The sequence below is a fragment of the Pseudomonas sp. HAR-UPW-AIA-41 genome, assembly GCF_002304225.1.
In the GTDB taxonomy this organism is placed as follows: Bacteria; Pseudomonadota; Gammaproteobacteria; order Pseudomonadales; family Pseudomonadaceae; genus Aquipseudomonas.
This window is the reverse complement of record NZ_NSLB01000009.1, coordinates 34,958-61,033: the sequence shown is the minus strand read 5'-3', so window position 1 is coordinate 61,033 and position 26,076 is coordinate 34,958. Positions and strand designations below refer to the sequence as shown.

Genomic DNA, 26,076 nt, shown 5'->3' with positions numbered 1-26,076 from the left:
AGTCCCGCGCATGACTGAGCTGGCACTGCGGGCCAGCGGCATCGGCCACGCCTACGGGCGGCAGACGGCGCTCAGCGACATCGGCTTCAGCCTGCCGGCCGGCAGCCGCTGCGGCCTGATCGGCCCGGACGGTGCCGGAAAATCCAGCCTGCTCGGTCTGATCGCCGGGGTAAAAACCCTGCAACAGGGCACGCTGGAAGTACTCGGCGGCCCGATCGACCAGCGTCGTCACCGCGCCAGCCTGTACCCGCGCATCGCTTTCATGCCTCAGGGCCTGGGCCACAACCTCTACCCCGAGCTGTCGATCCGCGAAAACATCCGTTTCTTCGCCACCCTGTTCGGCCTGTCGCGCCAGCAGTGTGACGAGCAGATGGCACGCCTGCTGGCCGCCACCGACCTGGACCGTTTCGCCGAACGCCCGGCCGGCAAGCTCTCCGGCGGCATGAAGCAGAAGCTCGGCCTGTGCTGCGCGCTGATCCACGAACCGGACCTGCTGATCCTCGACGAACCGACCACCGGGGTCGACCCGTTGTCGCGCCGGCGCTTCTGGGAGCTGGTCGAGCGGGTGCGCGGTGAGCGCCCGCAGCTGACCCTGCTGGTGGCCACCGCCTACATGGAGGAAGCCGCACAGTTCGAACACTGCCTGATGCTCGACCAGGGCCGCCTGCTGGCCGCCGGTCTGACCGCGGATCTGGCAGCCAGCACCGCCAGCGGCAAGCTGGATGATGCCTTCACCCACTTTCAGGGCGGCAGCGCACGCCAGCATGTGCCACTGGAAATCCCGCCGCTGCCCATTTCCCCGGAGACGGGTGGCGAACGCGAGATCGCCATCGAGGCGCATGACCTGACCCTGCGCTTCGGCGACTTCACGGCGGTCAAGCAGGTCAACTTCGCCATACGCCGCGGCGAAATCTTCGGTTTCCTCGGCTCCAACGGCTGCGGCAAGACCACCACCATGAAGGTGCTCACCGGCCTGCTACCGGCCAGCGAGGGCAGCGCCCGGCTGCTCGGCCAGGCGGTGGACGCCGGCGACCTGGCCACGCGCAAGCGCGTCGGCTTCATGTCGCAGAGTTTCTCCCTGTACGGCGAGCTGAGCGTGCGGCAGAACCTGGAACTGCACGCCCGCCTGTTCGACCTGCCCAAGGCCGAGGGACAGGCGCGCAGCCAGGCCCTGATCGAACGCTTCGACCTCGTCGCCCATGCCGACGATCAGGCCGGCGAACTGCCGCTGGGCCTGCGCCAGCGCCTGTCGCTGGCGGTGGCGGTGATCCACCGCCCGGAAGTGCTGATCCTCGACGAGCCGACCTCCGGGGTCGACCCGGCCGCGCGCGACGACTTCTGGCGCCTGCTGGTGGAACTGTCACGTGAACAGGGCGTGACCATCTTCCTGTCCACCCACTTCATGAACGAGGCCGAGCGTTGCGACCGCATCTCGCTGATGCACGCAGGCGAAGTGCTGGCCTGTGACACCCCAGCGGCCTTGCAGGCGCAACTGGGCGGCGACAGCCTGGAAGAAGCCTTCGTCCACTGCCTGGAGCAGGCCCAGGGTGACAGCGCCACAAGGGAGCAGCCGGAGTCTCAGCCCGCTGCCAGCGCACCCGTGCTACCGGCGCAGCGCGGCTTCAGCCTGCGCCGCCTGCGGGCCGTCGCCTCGCGCGAAGGCAAGGAGCTGCGCCGCGACCCGGTGCGCCTGGCCTTCGCCCTGGCCGGCGCGCTGTTCATGATGGTGATCTTCGGCTACGGCATTTCGCTGGATGTCGAGGACTTGGCCTTTGCCGTCTTCGATCAGGACAACTCCGCAGAAAGCCGCGCCTACCTCGAAGCCTTCCGCGGCTCGCGCTACTTCGCCGAGCATGAACCGATATCCTCGCCGCAGGAGCTGCACCGGCGTCTGCAGCGCTCGGAGATCAAGCTGGCTCTGGAGATTCCCCCCGGTTTCGGCCGCGACCTGCAGGCCGGCCGGCAGCCGCAGGTCGGCGTCTGGCTGGATGGCGGCATGCCGTTCCGTGCCGAAACCAGCCGCAACTATGTCGAGGCCGTGCACCAGGCCAATCTGCAGCGCCTGGCCATGGAATCCAACGCGCCGGCACCGGCGCCGGCACCGCTGCGGCTGGAAACCCGCTTCCGCTACAACCAGGACGTGATCAGCGTAAACGCCATCGGCCCCGGGGTGATGGCACTGGTGCTGGCCATGATCCCAGCCATGCTGACCGCTCTGGGGGTGGTGCGCGAGAAGGAGCTGGGCTCGATCACCAACTTCTACGCCACACCGCTCAGCCGCCTGGAATTTCTCCTCGGCAAGCAGCTGCCCTACGTGGCGCTGAGCCTGCTCAACCTGGCCCTGCTGGTCGCCCTCAACCGCTGGCTGTTCGGCGTGCCGTTCAAGGGCAGCGCGGGCACTCTGGCTCTGGGCGGCCTGCTCTATGTGCTGGCGTGCACCAGTCTGGGCCTGCTGATTTCATCCTTCACCCGCACCCAAATCGCCGCCATCCTCGGCACCATGATCATCACCACCCTGCCGACCATCCAGTTCTCCGGGCTGATCGTGCCGCGTTCCTCGCTGGACGGCGGCGCCGCGCTGATGGGTAACCTGTTCCCCGCCGGCTACTTCCTCGACATCGCCGTGGGCACCTTCACCAAGGCCCTCGGGCTGGCGGAGCTGTGGCCGCAGTGTCTGGCGCTGCTGGGCTTCTTTCTGACGTTTTCGCTGCTGTCGGTGGCGCTGCTGAAGAAGCAGGAGACCTGAGATGAAGCAGCTGGCGCACATCTACCGGCTGGGCCTGAAGGAGCTGACCAGCCTGCGGCACGACAGCGTACTGCTGCTGTTCCTTCTGTATGCCTTCAGCGTGGCCATCTACATGCCGGCCGCCGGCTCGGTGATCGGAGTGCACAATGCCAGCGTGGCCTTTGTCGACGAAGACCACAGCAGCCTGTCCCGCCGTCTGGCCGAAGCCCTGCAGCAGCCCCAGTTCCAGCCGCCGGCGCTGATCAGCTATGCAGACATGGACCCGGCACTGGACAGCGGGCGCTACACCTTCGTGATCAATGTGCCGGCCAACTTCCAGGCCGATCTGCTGGCCGGGCGCCAGCCTGCGCTGCAGGTGAATGTCGATGCCACGGCCATGAGTCAGGCCTTCATGGGCGCCGGCTACATCCGCCGGATTTTCCAGCGCGAACTGTACGACGCCGCCCAGCAGAGCCCGGACCAGATCACCAGTCTGGCCAGCCGTGCGCTGTTCAACAGCAACCTGGAAAGTGGCTGGTTCCTCGGGGTGATCCAGATCGTCAACAACGTCACCATCCTGGCGATCATCCTCACCGGCACCGCGCTGCTGCGCGAACGCGAGCACGGCACCCTCGACCATCTGCTGGTGCTGCCACTGACGGCGCTGGAAATCATGCTAGCCAAGGTGTGGAGCAACGCGCTGGTGGTGGTGTGCTGCACCTGGCTGTCGCTGGAGCTGGTGGTTGGCTGGGCGCTGGGCGTGCCCCTGACCGGTTCGCTGCCGCTGTTCCTCGGCGTCACCGCGCTTTATCTGTTTGCCTGCACGGCTATCGGTATCTTCCTCGCCACGCTGGCGCGCTCGATTCCGCAGTTCGGCCTGCTGGCGATCCCGGTGATCATTCCGATGCTGATGCTCTCCGGCGGCACCACGCCACTGGACAGCATGCCGGTCTGGCTGCAGAACCTGATGCAGTTCTCGCCCTCGACCCACTTCGTCACGCTGTCGACCTCGATCCTGTTCCGCGACGCCGGCGTCAGTGTGATCTGGCCGGACATCGCGGCCCTGACCGGCATCGGCCTCGCCTTCTTCCTGATTGCCCTGGCGCGTTTCCGCCGTACCCTGGCGGCCTGAGCGGGAAAGACGAAAACCATAGCGAGCGCCCCTCAGCCGGGGGAGCCCAGCGCGCAGGCGCCGGAGTGTATGTGGCGATACATGAGGACGCCGAGCACTGCGCGACCCCGGATCAGGGGTGCGCAGTAGGTTTTCAGGGCTGAACGATCAGGTTGTTGAACAGCAGGTCGTCCACCAGCGGCTTGCCGGTTTCCTGCTGCAGCACCTGCTGCACCTGCTTGAGCGCTTCCTGACGCAGCGCCTCCTTGGCCTCTACGCTACCCATGCTCTCATCCGTCTGCTGGCTGAACAGCTGCACCAGCTGATTGCGGATCAGCGGCTCGTGGTAGGTCACCTGCTCTTCGGTCTTCTTGCCGGTCACACGCAAGGCGATATCGGCCTTGTAGTACTTCAGTTTCGGGCCCGGGCCGTAGTTGCCGACCAGCGCCGGGGTGAGGCCGACGTAAAGAATCTCCGGCTTTTTCTTCTCGCCTTCCTTGCCCTCTTCTTCCTCGCCACCGCTACTGGCCAGGGCGGTGAACGGGATCAGCAGGGCCAACAGCAACGCAATCGGGGTTTTCACGGCGGGCATTCTCCAAGACGAATACGCCTAGCATAGCCATTGTCAGACGCAGGCCCAAGCCCGGCGGTTATGCGCCGTCATCAGGTACAGCCATGCTGATTGACCCGCGCCCGGTGCCCCCTACACTGGCCCGATAACCTCATAACAACTTCATGTCAGAGCCTTATCAAGGAAGCCCCGATGAAAGCAGTGCTGTGCAAAGCCTTCGGCCCCGCCGAAACCCTGGTGCTGGAAGAAGTCGCCAACCTGGAACCGAAGAAAACCGAGGTGGTGCTGGACGTGCATGCCGCCGGGGTGAACTTTCCCGACAGCCTGATCATCGAGGGCAAGTACCAGTTCAAGCCGCCATTTCCCTTCTCTCCGGGTGGTGAAGCGGCCGGCGTGATCAGCGCCGTCGGCGAGAAGGTCAGCCAGTTCAAGGTCGGCGACCGGGTCATGGCCCTCACCGGCTGGGGCAGCTTCGCCGAGCAGGTCGCCGTGCCGGCCTACAACGTGCTGCCCATGCCCGCAGGCATGGACTTCACCACCGCCGCCGCCTTCAGCATGACCTACGGCACCTCGATGCACGCGCTCAAGCAGCGCGGCAACCTGCAGGCCGGTGAAACCCTGCTGGTGCTCGGCGCCTCCGGCGGTGTCGGCCTGGCCGCCGTGGAAATCGGCAAGGCCATGGGCGCTACCGTCATCGCTGCCGCCAGCAGCGCGGAGAAGCTCGCAGTAGCCAAAGCCGCCGGCGCCGATCACCTGATCAACTACAGCGAGCAGTGCCTGAAGGACGAGCTGAAGACCCTGACCAAGGGCCAGGGCGTCGACGTGATCTACGACCCGGTTGGCGGCCCACTGTTCGAGGAAGCCTTCCGCAGCATCGCCTGGAACGGCCGCATGCTGGTGATCGGCTTTGCCAGCGGCGAAATCCCGGCCCTGCCGGCCAACCTGCCGCTGCTCAAGGGCGCTGCGCTGATCGGTGTGTTCTGGGGCGCCTTCGCCCAGCGCCAGCCGCAGGACAACGTGGCCAACTTCCAGCAGCTGTTTGCCTGGTATGGCGAAGGCAAGCTCAAGCCGCTGGTCTCGCAGACCTTCCCGCTGGAAAAGGCCGGCGACGCGATCGATACCCTGGCCAAGCGCAAGGCCGTGGGCAAGGTGGTGGTGACCACGCGCTGAGACGTCGCTCGTTCAGCAAAAAGGCCGCCTCTCGGGCGGCCTTTTCATTTGTGCATGCCGTGTCAGTCGCGCGGCGCGTAGGCGAACACGTCGGCGCGCATCTGATGAGCATCCATGCCGGCCTCGACCAGCGCATCGAGGGTGCCATAGACCATCTGTGGCGAACCGCTGGCATACACGTGCAGCGCCTTGAGGTCGGCAAAGTCCTCGCGCACCGCCTGGTGCAGCAGGCCCTGACGCCCCGCCCAGCCCGGCTCGTCGCTGACCACGCGGTGCAGCGTCAGGTTGGCCAGCCCCTGCCACTCGGCCCAGTGCGGCAGCTCATAGAAATCCGCCGCTGTGCGCGCGCCCCAGTACAGGTGCACCGGCTGGGCGAAGCCGGCCGCGCGGCAATGCTCGATCAGGCTGTGCATCTGCGCCATGCCGGTGCCGGCGGCAATCAGCACCAGCGGCCCGGGCGGCAACTCGGCCAGATGGGTATCGCCAAACGGCAGCTGTACGCGGGCCAGACCCTCGGCCTGCAGCCGGGCCAGCAGGCGCTGGGCCGACTCCTCGCGGGCGAGGATGTGCAGCTCCAGCTCGCGGCCACAGTGGGGCGCCGAGGCAATGGAGAAGGCTGCCGGCTCGTCGCCGGGCCGCTCGATCAGCAGGTACTGCCCGGCGTGATAGCGTGGCGGCTTGCCCGCCGGGGCGCGCAGACGCACGCGGAACACGTCGCCCCCCACGGCCACGCACTCGGTCAGCTGGCAGGCCAGACTGCGCACCGGCAGCACGCCACGCTCGCGCACGCCGTCCCAGTGCAGCACGCAGTCTTCCAGCGGTTCGGCCATGCAGGCCAGCAGTTCGCCGTGATCCAGCTCGGCGCCGGCCTGACGCACACGGCCCTCGACCAGCAGAGCCGCACAGATATGGCAGTTGCCGTTGCGGCAGCTCTGCGGGCAGTCATAGCCGAGACGCCGGGCACCATCGAGAATGCGTTCGCCCGGCGCCGTTTCGATCTGCGCCCCGGCCGGCTGGAGAGTGATTTTCATCCATCGATCCCGAGCTGCGCCCACAGCTCATCGACGCGCCGGACCACCGCCTCGTCGCGCTCGATCACCCGGCCCCATTCGCGGCTGGTTTCGCCCGGCCACTTGTGGGTGGCATCCAGCCCCATCTTGCTGCCCAGACCCGAGATCGGCGAGGCGAAGTCGAGGTAGTCGATCGGCGTATTGTCGATCATCACCGTGTCACGCTTGGGGTCCATGCGCGTGGTGATGGCCCAGATCACGTCATTCCAGTCGCGGGCGTTGATGTCGTCGTCGGTGACGATGACGAACTTGGTGTACATGAACTGACGCAGGAACGACCAGACGCCGAGCATCACCCGCTTGGCATGGCCGGGGTACTGCTTCTTCATGGTCACCACCGCCATGCGGTAGGAGCAACCTTCGGGCGGCAGGTAGAAGTCGGTAATCTCCGGGAACTGCTTCTGCAGGATCGGCACGAACACTTCGTTAAGCGCCACGCCGAGAATCGCCGGCTCATCCGGCGGCCGGCCGGTGTAGGTGCTGTGGTAGATCGGTTTGCGCCGCTGGGTGATGCGCTCGACGGTGAACACCGGGAAGGTATCGACCTCGTTGTAGTAACCGGTGTGATCGCCATAGGGGCCTTCCGGCGCGGTCTCGCCCGGATAGATATGCCCTTCCAGCACGATCTCGGCACTGGCCGGCACCTGCAGGTCGGAACCGATGGCCTTGACCAGCTCGGTCTTGTGGCCACGCAAGAGGCCGGCAAAGGCATATTCGGAGAGGGTATCCGGCACCGGTGTCACGGCGCCGAGAATGGTGGCGGGATCGGCACCGAGGGCCACACACACCGGGTAGGGCTTGCCGGGAAACTTCTCGCACCACTCGCGGAAGTCCAGAGCACCGCCGCGGTGGCTGAGCCAGCGCATGATCACCTTGTTGCGGCCGATGACCTGCTGGCGGTAGATGCCGAGGTTCTGCCGCTCCTTGTTCGGCCCCCTGGTGATGGTCAGACCCCAGGTGATCAACGGCGCCACATCGCCCGGCCAGCAGTGCTGGATCGGCAGCTGGCTCAGGTCGACATCGTCGCCTTCGATGATCTCTTCATGGCAGGGCGCATCCTTGAGCACCTTCGGGCCCATGGCCAGGACCTTCTTGAAGATCGGCAGCTTGCTCCAGGCATCCTTCAGACCCTTGGGCGGCTCGGGCTCCTTGAGAAACGCCAGCAGCTTGCCGATCTCGCGCAGCTCGGAAACATCCTCGGCGCCCATCCCCAGCGCCACGCGCTTGGGCGTGCCGAACAGGTTGCCCAGCACCGGAGTGGAGAACCCGGTGGGGTTTTCGAACAGCAGCGCCGGGCCGCCCTTGCGCAGGGTGCGGTCGCAGATTTCGGTCATTTCCAGCACCGGGGAAACCGGCGTGGCGATGCGCTTGAGTTCACCGCGCTGTTCCAGACCGCGGATAAAGTCGCGAAGGTCGCGATACTGCATGCTTGAGCCTCACAGGGGGCGCGCAGAAAAGGCCTGAACTTAGACCAAAGGCCGGCTTTTAGCGCCAAAGGCCTAAAGTTTAGCGCTGAAGTCAGCTATTCAGAAGAAGGCAGACACGACAAGGCCGGGTTGCCCCGGCCTTGTTGGGTGAAACGCGCAACCGCTGGGGTTACTTGCGCTTCATCGACAGGAAGAACTCATCGTTGGTCTTGCTGTCTTTCAGCTTGTCGAGGAGGAACTCGATGGCCGCGATTTCGTCCATCGGGTGCAGCAGCTTGCGCAGAATCCACATGCGCGACAGCTCTTCCTCACCAGTCAGCAGCTCTTCGCGACGGGTGCCCGAACGGTTGATGTTGATGGCCGGGAACACACGCTTCTCGGAAACACGGCGATCGAGGATCAGCTCCATGTTGCCGGTGCCCTTGAATTCCTCGTAGATCACTTCGTCCATCTTCGAACCGGTTTCCACCAGCGCGGTGGCGAGGATGGTCAGCGAACCGCCTTCCTCAATGTTGCGCGCGGCACCGAAGAAACGCTTGGGCTTCTCCAGGGCATGGGCGTCGACACCACCGGTCAGTACCTTGCCGGAGCTCGGGATCACGGTGTTGTAGGCACGCGCCAGACGGGTGATGGAGTCGAGCAGGATGACCACGTCCTTCTTGTGCTCGACCAGGCGCTTGGCCTTCTCGATCACCATCTCGGCGACCTGCACGTGACGGGTCGGCGGCTCGTCGAAGGTGGAAGCCACCACTTCGCCGCGCACGGTGCGCTGCATCTCGGTCACTTCTTCCGGGCGCTCGTCGATCAGCAGAACGATCAGGTGGCACTCGGGGTTGTTGCGCGTGATGTTGGACGCGATGTTCTGCAGCATGATGGTCTTGCCCGCCTTCGGCGGAGCAACGATCAGACCGCGCTGGCCCTTGCCGATCGGGGAGCAGAGGTCGATCACGCGCGCCGTCAGGTCTTCCTTGGAGCCGTTGCCGGCTTCCATCTTCAGACGCTGAGTGGGGAACAGCGGCGTCAGGTTCTCGAAGAGAATCTTGCTCTTGGCGTTTTCCGGACGGTCGAAGTTGATCGAATCGACCTTGAGCAGGGCGAAGTAGCGCTCGCCTTCCTTCGGCGGACGGATCTTGCCGACGATGGTGTCACCGGTACGCAGGTTGAAGCGACGGATCTGGCTGGGCGAGACATAGATGTCGTCCGGGCCGGCCAGGTAGGAAGAGTCGGCGCTGCGCAGAAAACCGAAACCGTCCTGGAGAATCTCCAGCACGCCGTCCCCGCCAATCTCTTCACCGCCTTTGGCGTGCTTTTTCAGCAGCGCAAAGATGATGTCCTGCTTGCGCGAACGGGCCATGTTTTCCAGGCCCATTTGTTCGGCCATTTCCAGCAGTTCGGGAATCGGCTTTTGCTTGAGTTCGGTCAGATTCATAGGAATGACGTAGATAAGAAGAGAGGGAAGAAAGCACTGAGCTTTGGGTGCCGTGCCGCGTGGAAGGCGACAGGTTCGCGGTACGTATTCGAATTGGTATCGTCGGCGACGGCAGGAGAGGCAACGGTTTTTCACGCGCTGCGGGCCGAATGTAGCACCGCGTCTGCCGGTGCGTCCAGCCTTGATCAAGAAAAAGCCCCGCAGAGTGCGGGGCTTTTTCCTGGAGTCTTACAGATTGGCGTCGATGAAGGCCGCCAGCTGCGACTTCGACAGGGCACCAACCTTGGTGGCCTCGACATTGCCGTTCTTGAACAGCATCAGGGTCGGGATACCACGGACGCCGAACTTCGGCGGGGTGTCCTGGTTCTCGTCGATGTTCAGCTTGCAGACTTTCAGCTTGCCCTGATAGTCCTTGGCGATCTCGTCCAGCACCGGGGCGATCATCTTGCACGGACCGCACCACTCAGCCCAGTAGTCGACCAGTACCGGACTCTCGGACTTGAGCACGTCTTGCTCGAAGCTGGCGTCGGACACGTTGACGATATGCTCGCTCATAGGAAATCTCCGGTTGCGCATACGCGAGTAAAAAACAGCGGCCATCATAGCCGGCCTTGCGCCATCTCGAAAGGCACTGACTATTGAGTCTCACTATCGGCACGCAAGGTTTTGCCGATCAAGTACAGCTTGTCGCATTGGCCTGCCCCCCGCTTCGTGGCAGGATGACGGGGTTTTTCCACGAGAGCCGTCGCATGCCACACACCCCTGCCGAAGCGTTCTCCCTGGTCGCCGCCATCGACCTCGGCTCGAACAGTTTCCATATGGTCCTGGCCAAGGTCGACCACGGCGAAATCCGCATTCTTGAACGTCTGGGCGAAAAGGTTCAGCTGGCCGCCGGGCTGGATGAGCAGCGCCAGCTCAGCGAAGAGGCCATGCAGCGCGGCCTCGACTGCCTGCGCCGCTTTGCCCAGCTGATCATGGGCATGCCGCAGGGCTCGGTGCGCATCGTCGGCACCAATGCCCTGCGCGAAGCCCGCAACCGCAGCGAATTCATCCGCCGTGCCGAAGCCGTGCTAGGCCACCCGGTGGAGGTCATCTCCGGCCGCGAAGAGGCCCGCCTGATCTACCTCGGCGTCTCCCACAGCATTGCCGACACCCCGGGCAATCGCCTGGTCTGCGATATCGGCGGCGGCAGCACCGAGTTCGTCATCGGCCTGCGCTTCGAACCGCTGCTGCGTGAAAGCCTGCAGATGGGCTGTGTCAGCTATACCCAGCGGCATTTCAAGGACGGCAAGATCACCCCGGCACGCTATGCCCAGGCCTATACCGCCGCGCGCCTGGAACTGATGAGCATCGAGCATGCCCTGCGCCGCCATGGCTGGCAGGACGCGGTCGGCGCCTCCGGCACCATCAAGGCTGTCGGCCAGGCGATCAAGGGCCTGGGCCTGAGCAACGGCGAAGTCACCGCCGACGGCCTGGCCCTGCTCAAACGCAAGCTGTTCAAACTCGGCGAGGTCGACAAGATCGAACTCGACGGGGTCAAGCCGGACCGCCGCAGCATCTTCCCGGCGGGCCTGGCCATTCTCGAAGCCATCTTCGACGCCTGCGAACTGCAGAGCATGAGCCATTCCGAAGGCGCCCTGCGCGAAGGCGTGCTCTACGATCTGCTCGGCCGCCATCACCACGAGGACGTGCGCGAGCGCACCCTCAGCGCCCTGCAGGAGCGCTACCACGTCGATCTGGAGCAGGCCGCTCGGGTCGAGGCCAAGGCACTCTCGGCACTGGCACAGGTGGCTCCCGCCTGGGGCCTGGACGATGAATGGCACCGCGATCTGCTGGTATGGGCCGCCCGCGTGCACGAAATCGGCCTGGATATCGCCCACTACCACTACCACAAGCACGGCGCCTACCTGATCGAGCACTCCGACCTGCCGGGCTTCTCCCGTCAGGATCAGCAGATGCTGGCCCTGCTGGTGCGCGGCCACCGGCGTAATATCCCGGCGGACAAGCTGGGCGACTTCGGCCACGAAGGCGACAAGCTGGTGCGCCTGTGCATCCTGCTGCGCTTCGCTATCCTCTTCCACCACATCCGCGGCACCCAGGAAATGCCCCAGGTGCAGCTTCTGGCTGAACCCCGCAGTCTGCAGGTACGCTTCCCGGCCGGCTGGCTGGAGGCTAACCCGCTGACCCAGGCCGACTTCGAGGCCGAGGCCGTGTGGCTACAGCGCACCGGGTACCAGCTGCACATCCACTGATGTGACAGCGACGCAATGAAAAAGGGCGAACCCAATGGGTTCGCCCTTTTTGCATCTGCCGGTCCCCGGCGAATACCGACTCAGCGCACCGGCAATGGCGTGGTCAGGCGCTCCAGCAGTTGTCCCTGGGCGCTGCGCGCATGCTGGTTGCCGGTAGGGTGCAAGCGCTGGTAGGTGCCATCACTCTGCAACACCCAGGCCTGGGTGTTGTCGGTCAGGTACGACTCCAGCTCCTTCTTCACCCGCGTCAGCAGTTTCTTGCCTTCCACCGGGAAGCAGGTCTCCACGCGCTTGTCGAGGTTGCGTTCCATCCAGTCGGCACTCGACAGGTAGATCTTTTCCTCGCCCTCATTGAGGAAGTAGAACACTCGCGTGTGCTCCAAGAAGCGGCCGATGATCGAGCGCACATGGATGTTATGCGACACCCCCGGTACGCCCGGGCGCAGGCAGCACATGCCGCGCACCACCAGATCGATGCGCACCCCGGCCTGGCTGGCCTTGTACAGTGCGCGGATAATCTTGGGATCAGTCAGCGAATTGAACTTGGCGATGATGTGCGCAGGCCGGCCCTCGGCCGCCACAGCGGTTTCCTTGGCAATCAGGTCGAGCAGGGTCTTCTTCAGGGTGAAGGGCGCATGCAGCAGCTTCTTCATGCGCAGGGTCTTGCCCATGCCGATCAGTTGGCTGAACAGCTTGGCGACGTCCTCGCACAGGGCGTCATCGGAGGTCAGCAGGCTGTAGTCGGTGTACAGGCGGGCGTTGCCGGCGTGGTAGTTGCCGGTGCCCAGGTGCGCATAGCGGGTGATCTCGCCGTTCTCACGGCGCAGGATCAGCATCATCTTGGCGTGGGTCTTGAAGCCAACCACGCCATAGATCACCACTGCACCCGCGGCCTGCAGACGGCTGGCCAGCGCCAGGTTGGACTCCTCGTCGAAGCGCGCGCGCAGCTCGATCACCGCGGTGACTTCCTTGCCGTTGCGGGCCGCCTCGACCAAGGCATCGACGATTTCCGAGTTGGCCCCGGAGCGGTACAGGGTCTGCTTGATCGCCAGCACATGCGGGTCTTTGGCCGCCTGGCGCAACAGGTCGACCACCGGGGTGAACGACTCGAACGGGTGCAGCAGGAGCACGTCCTGCTTGCTCACCACGCTGAAGATGTTCTCGCTGTTCTGCAGCAGCTTGGGGATCACCGGTGTCAGCGGCTTGAACTGCAGCTCCGGGTGACTGTCCAGGCCGGTGACACTGAACAGACGGGTCAGGTTGACCGGCCCGTTGACTTGATACAGTTCGCTCTCAGACAGGTTGAACTGCTTGAGCAGGTAGTCCGACAGGTGTTTCGGGCAGGTGTCGACCACCTCCAGGCGCACCGCATCGCCGTAACGACGGCTGAACAGCTCGCCGCGCAGCGCGCGCGCCAGGTCTTCCACGTCCTCGGCATCAACCGACAGGTCGGCGTTGCGGGTCAGGCGGAACTGGTAGCAACCCTTGACCTTCATGCCCTGGAACAGGTCATCGGCATGGGCATGGATCATCGAGGAGAGGAACACGAAGTTGTCGCCGGGGCCGCCGACCTCTTCCGGGATGCGGATCACCCGCGGCAGAAGACGCGGCGCCGGGAGAATCGCCAGACCGGAATCGCGGCCGAAGGCATCCACGCCCTCCAGCTCGACGATGAAGTTCAGGCTCTTGTTCACCAGCAGCGGGAACGGGTGGGTCGGGTCGAGGCCGATCGGCGTCATGATCGGCGCGATCTCGTCACGGAAGTAACGACGCACCCAGGCCTTGATCTTGGTCGACCAGTTACGCCGGCGCACGAAGTTGACGTTGTGCTTGGCCAGTGCCGGCAGCAGCACATCGTTGAGAATGGCGTACTGGCGCTCTACCTGCACATGCACCAGCTCGCTGATGCGCGCCAGCGCCTGGTGCGGCTGCAGGCCATCGGCGCCGGCCTGCTCGCGGGCGAAGGTGATCTGCTTCTTCAGCCCGGCCACGCGAATCTCGAAGAACTCATCCAGGTTGCTGGAGAAGATCAGCAGAAACTTCAGGCGCTCCAGCAGCGGGTGCGACTCATCCAGCGCCTGCTCCAGCACGCGGATGTTGAACTTTAGCTGGGAAATCTCGCGGTGGATGTACAGGCTGCTGTCGTCCAGATTGGTCACCAGCGGCGCCGCCACCGGCTCCGGCACGGCCTCCACGACGGGCGCTTCCGGCAGAGCCACAGGCTCCTGCACCTCGGCGGTCGACAGTTCCACTTCCTTGAGTCCTTCGGTATTCATCGGTGTTCCCGTGGGGTGATGCTCACCCGTTTTTCAGTAATTGCGCCGCGCGCTTGGCGAAATAGGTAAGGATGCCATCGGCACCCGCGCGCTTGAAAGACAGCAGCGATTCGAGGATCACCGCTTCGCTGAGCCAGCCATTCTGGATGGCCGCCATGTGCATCGCGTACTCGCCGCTGACCTGATAGACCATGGTCGGCACGCGGAATTCCTCTTTGACCCGCCAGAGAATGTCCAGGTAGGGCATGCCCGGTTTGACCATGACCATGTCGGCACCTTCGGAGAGGTCGGCGGCCACTTCGTGCAGCGCCTCGTTGCCGTTGGCCGGGTCCATCTGGTAACCGAGCTTGTTGCCCTTGCCGAGGTTGCCGGCCGAGCCGACCGCATCGCGGAACGGGCCGTAGTAGGCGCTGGCGTACTTGGCCGAGTAGGCCATGATGCGCACGTTGACGTGATCGGCCAGCTCCAGCGCCTCGCGGATCGCCTGTACGCGGCCGTCCATCATGTCCGAGGGTGCCACCACCTGGGCGCCGGCATCGGCATGGGACAGCGCCTGCTTGACCAGCGCATCGACGGTGACGTCATTCAGCACATAGCCGTTCTCGTCGATGATGCCGTCCTGCCCGTGGGTGGTGAACGGGTCCAGCGCCACGTCGGTGATGATGCCCAGCTCGGGGAAACGGGCACGCAGCGCACGGGTCGCGCGCTGGGCAATGCCGTCCGGATTCCACGCCTCGCTGGCGTCCAGCGACTTCTTCTCCAGCGGCGTCACCGGAAACAGCGCCAGCGCCGGAATGCCCAGCGCCACCAGCTCCTCGGCCTCCTGCAGCAGCAGGTCGATGGACAGACGCTCCACGCCCGGCATCGACGGCACGGCTTCGCGGCGGTTTTCACCGTCGAGAACGAATACCGGCAGGATCAGGTCATCCACGCTCAGGCGGTTCTCGCGCACCAGACGGCGGGAGAAATCATCACGCCGGTTGCGGCGCAGGCGGGTGGCAGGAAACAGGCGGTTGGCGGGGGTGAAACTCACGGCGAACTCCAGAGCCCAGACGATATGGGCGCAGCGTGGCAGGTATAACGCGACATTATGAACAATAGATGAAGGCGCGCACCGATCTTAGACAGGACAGCTCTGCGACAGGGTGCCACAGATTGGCCGGCACGCGTCAGCCGGCCGCATGCTGGCGCTTTAGCTGTTGCGGAGTGCAGCCCCACCAGCGGCGGAAAGCCCGGTAGAACGGCGACAGCTCGACGAAGCCGCAGCCGCGCGCCACCTCGCGAATGCTCAGCCCCTGCAGCAACAGTTGCTGGGCGCGCTGCCGGCGCACCTCATCGAGCAGCGGACGGAAACCCTGCCCCTGAGCCGCCAGGCTGCGCTGCAGGGCCACGCGCTCCTGCCCCAGCGCCGCAGCACAGGCGGCCAGGCTGCATTCACCCTGTCCCAGCTGACAGGCCAGCCAGTACAGCACGCGGTTGCGCAGGGTATTGCCCTGCAGCTCGGCCAGCTGCGCATCGGCATGGGCGCGCAGCACCGCGAAGATTGCCGGCGCGGCATTGCGCGACGGCCGGCTGAGCAATGCCGCGGGAAACCACAGGGCATCGTGGCTGGCCGCAAACTGCGGCAGCAGGCCGAACAGCCGGCGGTGCTCGGCCGTGCGGGCCGGCGCGGCATGACGGAAGGTCACCGCCGTGAGCTGGAACTGCCCCTCGCACAACTGCTGCAGGTGCTTGCAGAACAGCAGCGCCAGACACTCCATCTGCTGACGCAGGGAGCCATGACCGAGGTAGTCCAGATCGAGGATCAGCACCGCGCTGTCGCCTTCCACGCGCAGGCCGGCGGCAAAGCCTCCGGAAATGATGTGCTGGTAACGCACGAACACCTCCAGCGCTTCCTGCAGGTCGCGGCTGGCCTGCTGCAGGTAGCTGACCACATCCAGCGGGCGCGGGCGCATCACCTCGCCGAGGTGCAGGCCGATATCGGCGTCGCCGCTCAGCGCCGGCAGGGCCTGCCAGAAGTACGGCGCCATGTCGTGCGGACGCCGCTCCTGACTGTTCGGCGGCGACAGGGGCAGGTGCGGGTAGGCCTGCCGGTAGATCTGCACCGGGTCCAGACCGAGGCTTTCCAGCCCCTCGTAAAGCAGCCGGCGCAGCACGCCGGAATGAGTCAGGCCGGCAACGTCGTCGAGCATGGCGGCTTCCTTGTGAATTGACCAAATATCTTGCTTTTGCGTTTTTAATGTCAATGCCAGCACCACAACCAACCCGCACAATCGCGGCACAATAAAAACTGACAAGGCGCATCCCGATGAAACGCACGCTGTCCGTCCTGGCCATCGCCATTGCCGCCGCCACCGCCGGTGGCGCCTGGTATCTGCAGAGCAAGCAACCCCAACGCGAGGGCGAGCAAACGCTCAGCCAGCTGCAGGCGCCGGTCAGCGTGCGCTACGACGAGCGCGGCGTGCCGCATATCCGCGCGCAGAATCAGGCCGACATGTACCGCGCACTGGGTTACGTGCATGCCCAGGACCGCCTGTTCCAGATGGAGATGATCCGCCGTCTGGCCAATGGCGAACTGGCCGAGGTACTGGGCAGCAAGCTGGTCGACACCGACCGCCTGTTCCGCACCCTGCGCCTGCGTGAGCATGCCCGCCGCTATGTGGCCAAGGTCGACCCCAACAGCCCGCCGGTTCAGGCCCTGCAGGCCTACCTGGACGGCATCAACCAGTACCAGGCCAGCCACCCGGCGCCGCTGGAGTTCGACATCCTCGGCATTCCCAAACGTCCCTTCACCGCCGAAGACACCATGGCCGTGGCCGGTTACATGGCCTACAGTTTCGCCGCCGCCTTCCGCACCGAGCCGGTGCTGACGCAGATCCGCGATCAGTTGGGCGCCGACTACCTGAAGGTCTTCGACCTCGACTGGCACCCCGAGGGCGTGCTCAGCCAGCCGCTGGCTACCGCCGACTGGCGTGACCTGAACAGCCTGGCTCAGCTCAGCCACCAGGCCCTGAGCGCCGCCGGCCTGCCGCAGTTCGAGGGCAGCAATGCCTGGGCCGTGGCCGGCAGCCGCACGACCAGCGGCAAACCACTGCTGGCGGGTGACCCGCATATCCGCTTCGCCAACCCGGCGGTGTGGTACGAGGCCCAGCTGGAGGCGCCGGACTTCAAACTCTATGGCCACTTCCAGGCCCTCAACCCCACGGCCTCACTGGGTTTCAACGAACAGTTCGCCTGGAGCATCACCATGTTCCAGAACGACGACCTCGACCTGATTGCCGAGAAGGTCAACCCGGACAACCCCGATCAGGTCTGGTACCAGGGCCAGTGGGTGAACCTCGAACACAGCGAGGAGATCATCAAGGTCAAGGGCGAGGCCGATGTGAAACTGGCCCTGCGCCGCTCGCCCCACGGCCCGCTGATCAATGACGCCCTGCCCACGCCCAAGGGGCAGACGCCGATCGCTCTGTGGTGGGCTTTCCTGGAAACCGAGAACCCGATTCTCGACGCCTTCTACCAGCTCAACCGCGCCGACACCGCAGCCAAGGCGCCGCTGCCGCCGAGAAGATCGAGGCCCCCGGCCTCAATGTGGTCTGGGCCAATGCTGCGGGCGACATCGCCTGGTGGGCCGCCGCCAAGCTGCCGCAACGACCGGCCGGGGTGAACCCGAACTTCATCCTCGACGGCGCCAGCGGCGAGGCCGACAAGCCGGGTTACTACCCGTTCAGCGCCAACCCGCAGGAACTCAATCCGCCACGCGGCTACATCGTATCGGCCAATCATCAGCCGACCCCGGCCAGCGGTATCGCCATCCCCGGCTACTACAACCTGGCCGACCGCGCCCGTCAGCTTGACGACCAGTTGGCCAAACCAAACGTCCGTTGGGACCTGAACAACAGTCAGGCCCTGCAGCTGGATAACGGCAGCGGCTATGCCAAACGCCTGCTGGAGCCGCTGCTGGGCGACCTGCGCGCTGCCGCCGGCACGCCGGACGAACAGGCGCTGGTCGAAGAACTGGCCGCCTGGGACGGCGATCACCACCTCGACTCACGCCCCGCGACACTGTTCAACCAGCTGGTCTACCAGCTGGCGCGCGAAGCCATGCTCGACGAACTGGGCGATGCCTTCTTCGACAACCTGCTCTACACCCGCGTGCTCGACAGCGCCCTGCCCCGCCTGGCCGCCGACGCACAGTCGCCCTGGTGGGATCAGCGCAACAGCACTGACCGCGAAGACCGCCCCGCCATCATCAAGCGCGCCTGGCAGGCCAGCCTCGCGCATCTGGATACGGTGCTGGGTACCGACCGCAGCCAGTGGCAGTGGGGCAAGGCCCACAGCCTCACCCACGGCCATCCGCTGGGCCTGCAGCCGCCGCTGGACAAGGTATTCAATGTCGGCCCGCTGCCCGTACCGGGCGGCCATGAAACGCCGAACAACCTCTCGCACAAGGTTGGCCCGGCGCCCTGGAGCGTGGTCTACGGCCCCTCGACCCGGCGCTTGATCGACCTGGCGGACGCCAGCCGCAGCCTGGGCATCAATCCGGTAGGGCAAAGCGGCGTGCTCTTCGATGCGCACAACCGCGACCAGGCCGAAGCCTATGCCCGCGGCGAGTACCAGCCGATGCACAACGCCGAAGCCGACGTGGCCCGCCACAGCCGCAGCGAACTGACCCTGCAACCTGCCCGTTAAACACCGCAGGCGCCCACGGGCGCCTGCTGCGCCTGAGAAATGCCATGAAACGCCTGTTGCTGATGCTGCTGACGGCCCTTCTGATCCTCATCTGCGTGCTGGTCGGCCGCACCCTACTGCTGCCGGAAGCCCGGTTGAACCGCGACAGCGTTCAGCTGCCTGCGGCGATCGATGCCCAGCGCGCCGCCGAGAGCCTGGCCGCCGCCATTCGCCTGCCGACCATCTCCCACCAGATCGGCGCGCCGGCAGCCCAGCTGGAAGCCAGTCAGGCCGCCTTTGCCGGCCTGCGTCAGTGGCTGGCCGAGCGCTACCCGCGCGTCAGCCAGCAGCTGCAGATGGAAGAGACCGGCAGCCAGAGTCTGCTGCTGCGTTGGTCGGGGCAGAACCGCCAGCTGCCGGCCGTGTTGCTGATGGCCCACCAGGACGTGGTGCCGGTGGTACCGGGCAGCGAAGCGCAATGGACGCACCCGCCCTTCGCCGGGGTCATCGCCGAGGGCTATGTCTGGGGCCGTGGTGCCATCGACACCAAGGGCTCGCTGGTGGCCATGCTGGAAGCCTGCGAGGCCCTGCTGGCTCAGGGTTTCACGCCGCCACGCGACGTGCTCCTGGCCTTCGGCCATGACGAAGAAATCGGCGGCTCGGGCAACCGCCGCCTGGCGGCTCAGCTCAAGGCACAAAGCCAGCGACTGGCCTGGGTCAACGACGAAGGCGGCTTTATCGTGCGCGGCCAGGTGCCCGGCGTCAGCCAGGATGTGGCCGTCGTCGGTATCGCCGAAAAGGGCTATCTGAGCGTGCTGCTCAAGGCCAAGGCGCAGGGCGGGCACAGCTCGCAGCCGCAACCCTTTGCCGAAACCGCCGTAGGGCGCCTGAGCCAGGCCCTGCAACGCATCGCCGCCAAGCCCTTTTCCCGCGACCTGGAGGGTCCGACGCGGCAGTTGCTGGACAGCGTCAGCCCCGCCCAGTCGTTCGGCTATCGGATGGTGTTCGCCAACCTGTGGCTGTTTGCGCCACTGGTGGAGCAGCAGATGAGCGCCAGCCCGGCCGGCGCGGCCCAGCTGCAGACCACCCTGGCGCCGACGCTGCTGCGCAGCGGCGTGAAGGAGAACGTGCTGCCGTCCGAGGCGCGCGCCATTATCAACCTGCGCCTGCACCCGCGTGACAGCATCGACAGCGTTCTCGCCCACCTGCGCGAGGCCGTGAACGACCCGCTGGTGACCGTGCAGGCAATGCCCGGCGGCCGCGAAGCGTCAAAGGTTTCGGATGCGCAGGGCGCGGCCTTCCGGCAGTTCGCCGAGGTCATCCGGCAAAGCTTCGGCAATACCCTGGTGGCGCCCAACCTCACGGTCGGCGGCACCGATTCGCGCAGCTACGAAGGGCTGTCGGACAACATCTTCCGCTTCAGCCCGCTGCTGATGGAGCCGGGCGATCTGGCGCGCATGCATGGCGACAACGAGCGGGTGGCCATCACCACCCTGGCCAACGCGGCCGGCTTCTACTACCGCCTGCTGGGCAGCCTCACGGGCGAGTAGCGCGGCGGTCGGCGCGGTCGTTGCCCCACTTGATCCATACATGCACCGGGATGCCGGCCAGCAGTAGCAGGGTGCCGAGATACACCGTCTCGGCACCGGCGCCGTAGATGGCCCAGCCACTGTAGAGAAAGCCCAGTCCGCCGAGCAGGCTGACCTTGAGCAACGCCGCGCCCTGCAGGCCGTCCTCGCCCTTGAGGCGGATCATCAGCTCGGCCAGCGCGCAGAATGCGTAGGGCACCAGGCTGGCCATCACCGCCAGCAGGATGATGGCGTTGAAGGCGCCCACCAGACCGTGGGCGAAATTCATCACCACCAGAATCGACGCCAGCAGGTTGGAAAAGACCAGTGCATTGGCCGGCGTGCCGAAGCGCGACAGATGGCCCAAACTGTGCGGGAATACCCGGTCCAGCGCTGCACCGTAAGGCACCTGACCGGTCAGCAGAGTGAAGCCGTTGAGGGTGCCGAAGGTAGCGATCACCGCCCCCACCGCCACCAGCACACCGCCGACGTCGCCCCACATCAGTCGAGCCACATCGGCCAGCGGCGCACTCGAAGCGCTCAGTTGTTCGGCCGGCAGCACGCCCATGGTCACCGCCGACACCGCCATGTACACGCTGGCCGCCAGCAGCACGCCAAAGAGGGTCGCCCGCGGAATGGTGCGGGCCGGATCGACCACTTCACCGGCCGGCACGGTGGCCGATTCCAGGCCGAGGAAGGCCCACAGCGTGATCGCTGCGGCCGCCGAGATCGCCGCCAGGTCGGACTGGCCGCTGCGGTTGATCACCGCGAAATTGCCCGGCTCCACCCACCACCAGCCCAGCACGCCGATCAGCAGCAGCGGCACCAGCTTGAGCACGGTGGTCAGCACCTGCACGGCACCGGCCTCCTTCACCCCGCGCACATTGATCAGCGTCAGCAGCCAGATGGCCGCCAGCGCGGTGAGCAGGCTGTACCCGGAGGATTCGCCGATGGCCGGCACCAGAAACCCCACATAACCGGCCAGCGCCACGGCCACTGCCGCGTTGCCGGTCCACAGGGTAATCCAGTAGCCCCAGGCGATCAGAAATCCGGCGAACTCACCGTAACCGGCCTCGGTGTAGGCATAGGGGCCGCCGGTCTTGTGCACCAGCTGCGACAGGCGCCCGAACAGCATCGCCAGCACCAGCGCACCGCAGGAGGTCAGCAACCAGCCCCCCAGAGAAATGGGGCCGAAGGAGGCCAGCGAGGCCGGCAGCAGGAAAATTCCCGAGCCGATCATGTTGCCCACCACCAGCGCGGTACAGGCGATCAGGCCAAGCCCCTTGGCGGAGGGAGCAGACGACGGTTGCACAGCCATAGACGCATTCCTTGAGTCGGTTGGCTGCAGTGTAGGCCGCCAGGCAGGGGCTCATGCAATGCCCACAAACAACAACCCCGCCAGCAGGCGGGGTTGTTGATCGGAGCGGGAGGCGGATCAGGCGGCTTTCTGCTGCCAGGACACCGCTTCCTCGGCCATGGCCTGCTGGATGGCGCGCTTGCGGCGCTCCTCGGCACGACGACTGAAGTACCAGGCGAAGAAGGTGAACAACGACACCGACAGCAGCACCAGGCTGGCCACCGCGTTGATCTCCGGCTTCACACCCATACGCACGGCAGAGAACACTTCCATCGGCAGGGTGGTCGAACCCGGGCCCGAAACGAAGCTGGCCAGCACCAGGTCGTCCAGCGACAGGGCGAAGGACATCATGCCGCCCGCCGCCAGAGACGGAGCGATCATCGGGATGGTGATCAGGAAGAACACCTTCCACGGCTTGGCGCCGAGGTCCATGGCCGCTTCCTCGATGGACAGGTCCAGTTCACGCAGGCGCGAACTCACCACCACCGCCACATAGGCCGAGCAGAAAGTGGTGTGGGCGATCCAGATGGTCAGCACACCACGCTCGGCTGGCCAGCCGATGATCTGCGCCATGGCCACGAACAGCAGCAACAGCGACAGACCGGTGATCACCTCGGGCATTACCAGCGGCGCGGTGACCAGACCACCGAACAGGGTGCGGCCCTTGAAGCGCGGGATACGGGTCAGCACGAAGGCCGCCAGTGTGCCCAGCGCCACTGCCGCGATGGCGGTGTAGAAAGCAATCTCGATGGAGCGCATCACAGCGCCCATCAGTTGGCTGTTGTCGAGCAGACCGGCATACCACTTCACCGACCAGCCGCCCCACACGGTCACCAGCTTGGAGCCGTTGAACGAGTAGATAACCAGGATGACCATCGGCAGGTAGATGAACAGCAAGCCTGCCCAGAGCATGATATTGGAGAAACTGTAGCGCTTCATACCTTGCCCTCCAGTTCCTTGGCTTGGTTACGGTTGAACCAGATGATCGGCACCATGAGGATGGCCAGCATGATCACCGCCAGGGCAGACGCCACCGGCCAGTCGCGGTTGTTGAAGAACTCCTGCCACAGAACCTTGCCGATCATCAGGGTCTCCGGGCCGCCGAGCAGTTCCGGAATCACGAACTCACCCACCGCCGGAATGAACACCAACATACTGCCGGCGATGATGCCGTTCTTGGACAGCGGCACGGTGATCTTCCAGAACGCCGCGATATTGCGGCAACCCAGGTCGGCCGCAGCCTCCAGCAGGGTCAGGTCGTGCTTGACCAGGTTGGCGAACAGCGGCAGCACCATGAACGGCAGGTACGAGTAGACGATACCGATGTACACCGCGACGTTGGTGTTGAGGATCTGCAGCGGCTCGCTGATCAGCCCCAGATGCATCAGGAAGCCGTTGAGCAGACCGTTGGTACTGAGGATACCCATCCAGGCGTAAACGCGGATGAGGATCGCCGTCCAGGTCGGCATCATGATCAGCAGCACATACACCGTCTGCATTTCCTTGTCGGCACGGGCGATGGCATAGGCCATCGGATAGCCGATGAGCAAACACAGCAGGGTGCTGATTGCCGCCATCTTCAGCGAACCGAGGTAGGCCGAAACGTACAGGTCGTCCTCGGTCAGCAGCAGATAGTTGCCCAGGTTGAGCACCAGCGAGATCTGGTTATCCACCCAGCTCCAGATTTCGGTGTAGGGCGGGATGGCCACGTCCGCTTCGGCAAAGCTGATCTTCAGTACGATGAAGAACGGCAGCATGAAGAACAGGAACAGCCAGAAGAATGGCACTCCGATCACGAAGTGCCGCCCCCTCGGCAGGAAGCGTTTCAGGGTGCTTTTGCTCATGACCGCAGTACCACTCCGCTGTCGTTTTCCCAGTGCACGAAGACCTGATCACCCCAGGTTGGGCGGGTACCACGGCGCTCGGCGTTGGTCATCACAGCTTGTACCACCATGCCGCTGGGCAGCTCGATGTAGAACACCGAATGGCCACCGAGGTAGGCAATGTCCTGAACCTTGCCTACCGACCAGTTGTTTTCGTCGGTTGGCTGCTCGGTGGTCACCCAGAGCTTTTCCGGACGCAGGGCGTAGGTTACGCGCTTGTCTTCCACCGAGGTGCTCACACCGTGGCCGACATAGATCGGACGCTCCAGCTGAGGGCAGGCAATCACCGCGTGGTCTTCCATGTCCTGGACCACTTCGCCCTCGAACAGGTTGACGCTGCCGATGAACTCGCAGACCAGGCGATTGATCGGGGTTTCGTAGATGTCCACCGGGCTGCCGATCTGCTCAATGCAGCCCAGGTGCATGATGGCAATACGCTCGGCCATGGTCATGGCCTCTTCCTGGTCGTGAGTCACCATCACGCAGGTCACGCCCACGCGCTCGATGATTTCCACCAGTTCCAGCTGCATCTGCGAACGCAGTTTCTTGTCCAGCGCACCCATCGGCTCGTCGAGCAGCAGCAGCTTGGGACGCTTGGCCAGGGAACGGGCCAGGGCCACACGCTGACGCTGACCACCGGAGAGCTGGTGCGGCTTGCGGCGGGCGTACTGGGTCATGTGCACCAGCTTGAGCATCTCGGCCACGCGCTTGTCGATCTCGTCCTTGGGCAGGCCATCCTGCTTGAGACCGAAGGCGATGTTCTGCTCCACGCTCATGTGCGGGAACAGCGCGTAGGACTGGAACATCATGTTGATCGGCCGCTCGTAGGGCGGGAGATCGGTGATGTCCTGACCATCGAGGTAGATACGACCGTCGGTTGGCCGCTCGAATCCGGCCAGCATGCGCAACAGAGTCGATTTACCCGAACCAGAACCGCCGAGCAGAGCGAAGATCTCGCCCTTGTTGATGGTCAGGGATACCGAATCCACTGCCGCCGTCTCGTCGAACTTCTTGGTCACCCGGTCGATTTTTACCAGCACCTCTTTAGGCTGCTGGTCGCCGGTGAGGGCTTTTTTGTAAGCACCGGAGGCTATTGCCATTACCACACTCCCACTGTGCACAGGCCTAAAGGCCGCGCCTTTTGTCGTTGAGGGCCGCCCGCGACCCTAGGTGTTTTGTCCAGCAGGGCCCCCAATCCGGAAAGGCCGCCGCATCGATACCTTCGGGAAATCGTCCGGCACACTGCCAGACACATCCCCCCTCCCCCACACGGGGATGGCGACAGGCTTGTGTCGCCGGTTTGCTCCATCAAAATCTGGCGGTTCCTGGCGGACGCATTGCGCCCTCACAGCAGGTGATGCCCGCCTGGCCAGCGCTGCTGGCCAACCACGCCGGCTCAAAGCCCACGCGGTCATGCATTCGGAGGTTGCCGACCGGCGCAGCAGGCCGACAACCGGGTCACACAGTTACTTGCCGGACTTGATCTTGGTCCAGCTGCGAGTCATCGCGCGCTGCACCTTCGGCGACTGCTCGGCAAAGGTGTAAAGCTTCTTGCTGGCTTCGGCAGTCGGGTAGATACCCGGGTTGGTACGGATTTCTTCCGACACCAGCGGTGTGGCAGTGGCGTTGCCGTTCGGGTAGGCCACGTAGTTGGAAACCGGCGCGATCACTTCCGGAGTCAGGATGTAGTTCAGGAAGGCATGGGCGGCATCGCTGTTCTTCGAATCCGCCGGAATCGCCATCATGTCGAAGAACGCGGCAGCGCCTTCTTTCGGAATGGTGTAGGCGACTTTCACGCCGTTCTTGGCTTCCTCGGCACGGGCCTGAGCCTGGAACACGTCACCGGACCAGCCGACGGCCACGCAGATGTTGCCGTTAGCCAGGTCGGAGATGTACTTGGAGCTGTGGAAGTAGGTGATGTAGGGACGCACTTTCATCAGTGCTTCTTCAGCCTTGGCCACATCCGCAGGATTAGTCGGGTTCGGATTCAGGCCTTGGTAGTGCAGAGCGGCGGCCATGATTTCCTGGGGCGCATCGAGCATGGACACGCCACACTCTTTCAGCTTGGCCATGTTTTCCGGTTTGAACACGGTTTCCCAGGAGTCGATGGTGTCTACGCCAAGGGCAGCTTTGACCTTATCCGGGTTGTAACCGATACCGGTGGTGCCCCACAGGTAGGGGAAAGCGTACTGATTGCCCGGATCGGCGGTTTCCAGCGACTTCATCAGATTCGGATCAAGGTGCTTCCAGTTCGGCAGCTTGGACTTGTCCAGCTTCTGAAACACGCCGGCCTTGATCTGCTTGGCGAGGAACTGGTTGGACGGAACCACGACGTCATAGCCGGACTGGCCGGTGAGCATCTTGGCTTCGAGGGTTTCATTGGAGTCGAAGACGTCATAAACCACCTTGATACCGCTGGCCTTCTCGAAGTTGGCCACGGTGTCCTCAGCGATGTAGTCCGACCAGTTGTACACATGTACAACCTTGTCTTCCGCCTGAGCGGCACCAACCAGGGAGGCGGCGACGGAAAGAGCGAGGGCGGTCTTGCCAATCATCTTCTTCATGCGTA

18 protein-coding genes and 1 pseudogene are annotated in these 26,076 nt (G+C 64.6%); 6 read left to right on the top strand and 13 right to left on the bottom strand.

What is annotated here, in order from left to right:
* The first annotated feature begins 10 nt into the window (after nt 1–10).
* Entirely contained in the window at nt 11–2,746 is a 2,736-nt protein-coding gene (gene rbbA / locus CK486_RS15290) for a ribosome-associated ATPase/putative transporter RbbA (RefSeq protein WP_095941176.1), read from the top strand.
* A gap of 1 nt (nt 2,747) precedes the next feature.
* Nucleotides 2,748–3,857 (top strand): ABC transporter permease, encoded by a 1,110-nt coding sequence (locus CK486_RS15285; RefSeq protein ID WP_095941175.1) that lies wholly within the window; start codon nt 2,748–2,750, stop codon nt 3,855–3,857.
* Between the two features lie 133 nt (nt 3,858–3,990).
* Here CK486_RS15285 and CK486_RS15280 read toward each other — a convergent pair whose 3' ends face one another.
* Complete coding sequence (locus tag CK486_RS15280; RefSeq protein WP_095941217.1) at nt 3,991–4,419, bottom strand: flagellar basal body-associated FliL family protein; 429 nt, start codon at nt 4,417–4,419, stop codon at nt 3,991–3,993.
* Nucleotides 4,420–4,599: 180 nt separating this feature from the next.
* Here CK486_RS15280 and CK486_RS15275 point away from each other — a divergent pair, with 180 nt between their 5' ends.
* A complete protein-coding gene (locus CK486_RS15275) occupies nt 4,600–5,577 on the top strand; it encodes an NADPH:quinone oxidoreductase family protein (protein ID WP_095941174.1) in 978 nt (325 codons plus the stop codon).
* 62 nt (nt 5,578–5,639) lie between these two features.
* Here CK486_RS15275 and CK486_RS15270 read toward each other — a convergent pair whose 3' ends face one another.
* From CK486_RS15270 to trxA, 4 genes are all read right to left on the bottom strand, one after another.
* Nucleotides 5,640–6,608, bottom strand: a complete 969-nt coding sequence (locus CK486_RS15270; protein ID WP_095941173.1) for a CDP-6-deoxy-delta-3,4-glucoseen reductase — start codon at nt 6,606–6,608, stop codon at nt 5,640–5,642.
* Nucleotides 6,605–8,074 (bottom strand): 4-hydroxy-3-polyprenylbenzoate decarboxylase, encoded by a 1,470-nt coding sequence (ubiD, locus tag CK486_RS15265; RefSeq protein ID WP_095941172.1) that lies wholly within the window; start codon nt 8,072–8,074, stop codon nt 6,605–6,607. Before ubiD ends, CK486_RS15270 begins: the two co-directional genes overlap by 4 nt.
* A 169-nt stretch (nt 8,075–8,243) precedes the next feature.
* Entirely contained in the window at nt 8,244–9,503 is a 1,260-nt protein-coding gene (rho, locus tag CK486_RS15260) for a transcription termination factor Rho (protein ID WP_095941171.1), read from the bottom strand.
* 228 nt (nt 9,504–9,731) lie between these two features.
* On the bottom strand, nt 9,732–10,058 hold the full coding sequence (gene trxA / locus CK486_RS15255; RefSeq protein WP_095941170.1) for a thioredoxin TrxA: 327 nt from the start codon (nt 10,056–10,058) through the stop codon (nt 9,732–9,734).
* Nucleotides 10,059–10,252: 194 nt separating this feature from the next.
* Here trxA and ppx point away from each other — a divergent pair, with 194 nt between their 5' ends.
* Nucleotides 10,253–11,755 carry an exopolyphosphatase gene (ppx, locus tag CK486_RS15250; RefSeq protein ID WP_095941169.1) on the top strand — a complete coding sequence of 501 codons (1,503 nt, stop codon included), beginning with the start codon at nt 10,253–10,255 and terminating at the stop codon, nt 11,753–11,755.
* An 80-nt stretch (nt 11,756–11,835) separates the two neighbouring features.
* Here ppx and ppk1 read toward each other — a convergent pair whose 3' ends face one another.
* From ppk1 to CK486_RS15235, 3 genes are all read right to left on the bottom strand, one after another.
* Complete coding sequence (gene ppk1 / locus CK486_RS15245; RefSeq protein WP_095941168.1) at nt 11,836–14,031, bottom strand: polyphosphate kinase 1; 2,196 nt, start codon at nt 14,029–14,031, stop codon at nt 11,836–11,838.
* Between the two features lie 22 nt (nt 14,032–14,053).
* Nucleotides 14,054–15,064: a porphobilinogen synthase gene (gene hemB, locus CK486_RS15240; RefSeq protein WP_095941167.1), complete on the bottom strand. Its 1,011-nt coding sequence runs from the start codon at nt 15,062–15,064 to the stop codon at nt 14,054–14,056.
* Between the two features lie 136 nt (nt 15,065–15,200).
* The gene (locus CK486_RS15235; protein WP_095941166.1) at nt 15,201–16,223 is read right to left on the bottom strand and encodes an AraC family transcriptional regulator; all 1,023 of its coding nucleotides are present in this window, start codon (nt 16,221–16,223) and stop codon (nt 15,201–15,203) included.
* Nucleotides 16,224–16,339: 116 nt separating this feature from the next.
* Between CK486_RS15235 and CK486_RS15230 the strand changes: the two are divergent.
* Nucleotides 16,340–18,720: pseudogene (locus tag CK486_RS15230) on the top strand (penicillin acylase family protein).
* 44 nt (nt 18,721–18,764) lie between these two features.
* Nucleotides 18,765–20,249 carry a M20 family peptidase gene (locus CK486_RS15225; protein WP_095941165.1) on the top strand — a complete coding sequence of 495 codons (1,485 nt, stop codon included), beginning with the start codon at nt 18,765–18,767 and terminating at the stop codon, nt 20,247–20,249.
* Here the strand turns inward: CK486_RS15225 and CK486_RS15220 are convergent.
* The 5 genes from CK486_RS15220 to CK486_RS15200 form a co-directional block, all read right to left on the bottom strand.
* A complete protein-coding gene (locus tag CK486_RS15220; protein WP_095941164.1) occupies nt 20,236–21,585 on the bottom strand; it encodes an amino acid permease in 1,350 nt (449 codons plus the stop codon). The genes CK486_RS15225 and CK486_RS15220 overlap by 14 nt on opposite strands.
* Before the next feature lie 117 nt (nt 21,586–21,702).
* On the bottom strand, nt 21,703–22,563 hold the full coding sequence (locus CK486_RS15215) for an ABC transporter permease subunit (protein ID WP_095941163.1): 861 nt from the start codon (nt 22,561–22,563) through the stop codon (nt 21,703–21,705).
* A complete protein-coding gene (locus CK486_RS15210; RefSeq protein ID WP_176481727.1) occupies nt 22,560–23,441 on the bottom strand; it encodes an ABC transporter permease subunit in 882 nt (293 codons plus the stop codon). Before CK486_RS15210 ends, CK486_RS15215 begins: the two co-directional genes overlap by 4 nt.
* Nucleotides 23,442–23,464: 23 nt before the next feature.
* Nucleotides 23,465–24,607, bottom strand: coding sequence for a polyamine ABC transporter ATP-binding protein (gene potA / locus CK486_RS15205; RefSeq protein ID WP_095941161.1), 1,143 nt, complete (start codon nt 24,605–24,607; stop codon nt 23,465–23,467).
* Between the two features lie 366 nt (nt 24,608–24,973).
* On the bottom strand, nt 24,974–26,071 hold the full coding sequence (locus CK486_RS15200) for an extracellular solute-binding protein (RefSeq protein WP_095941160.1): 1,098 nt from the start codon (nt 26,069–26,071) through the stop codon (nt 24,974–24,976).
* Nucleotides 26,072–26,076 lie beyond the last annotated feature (5 nt).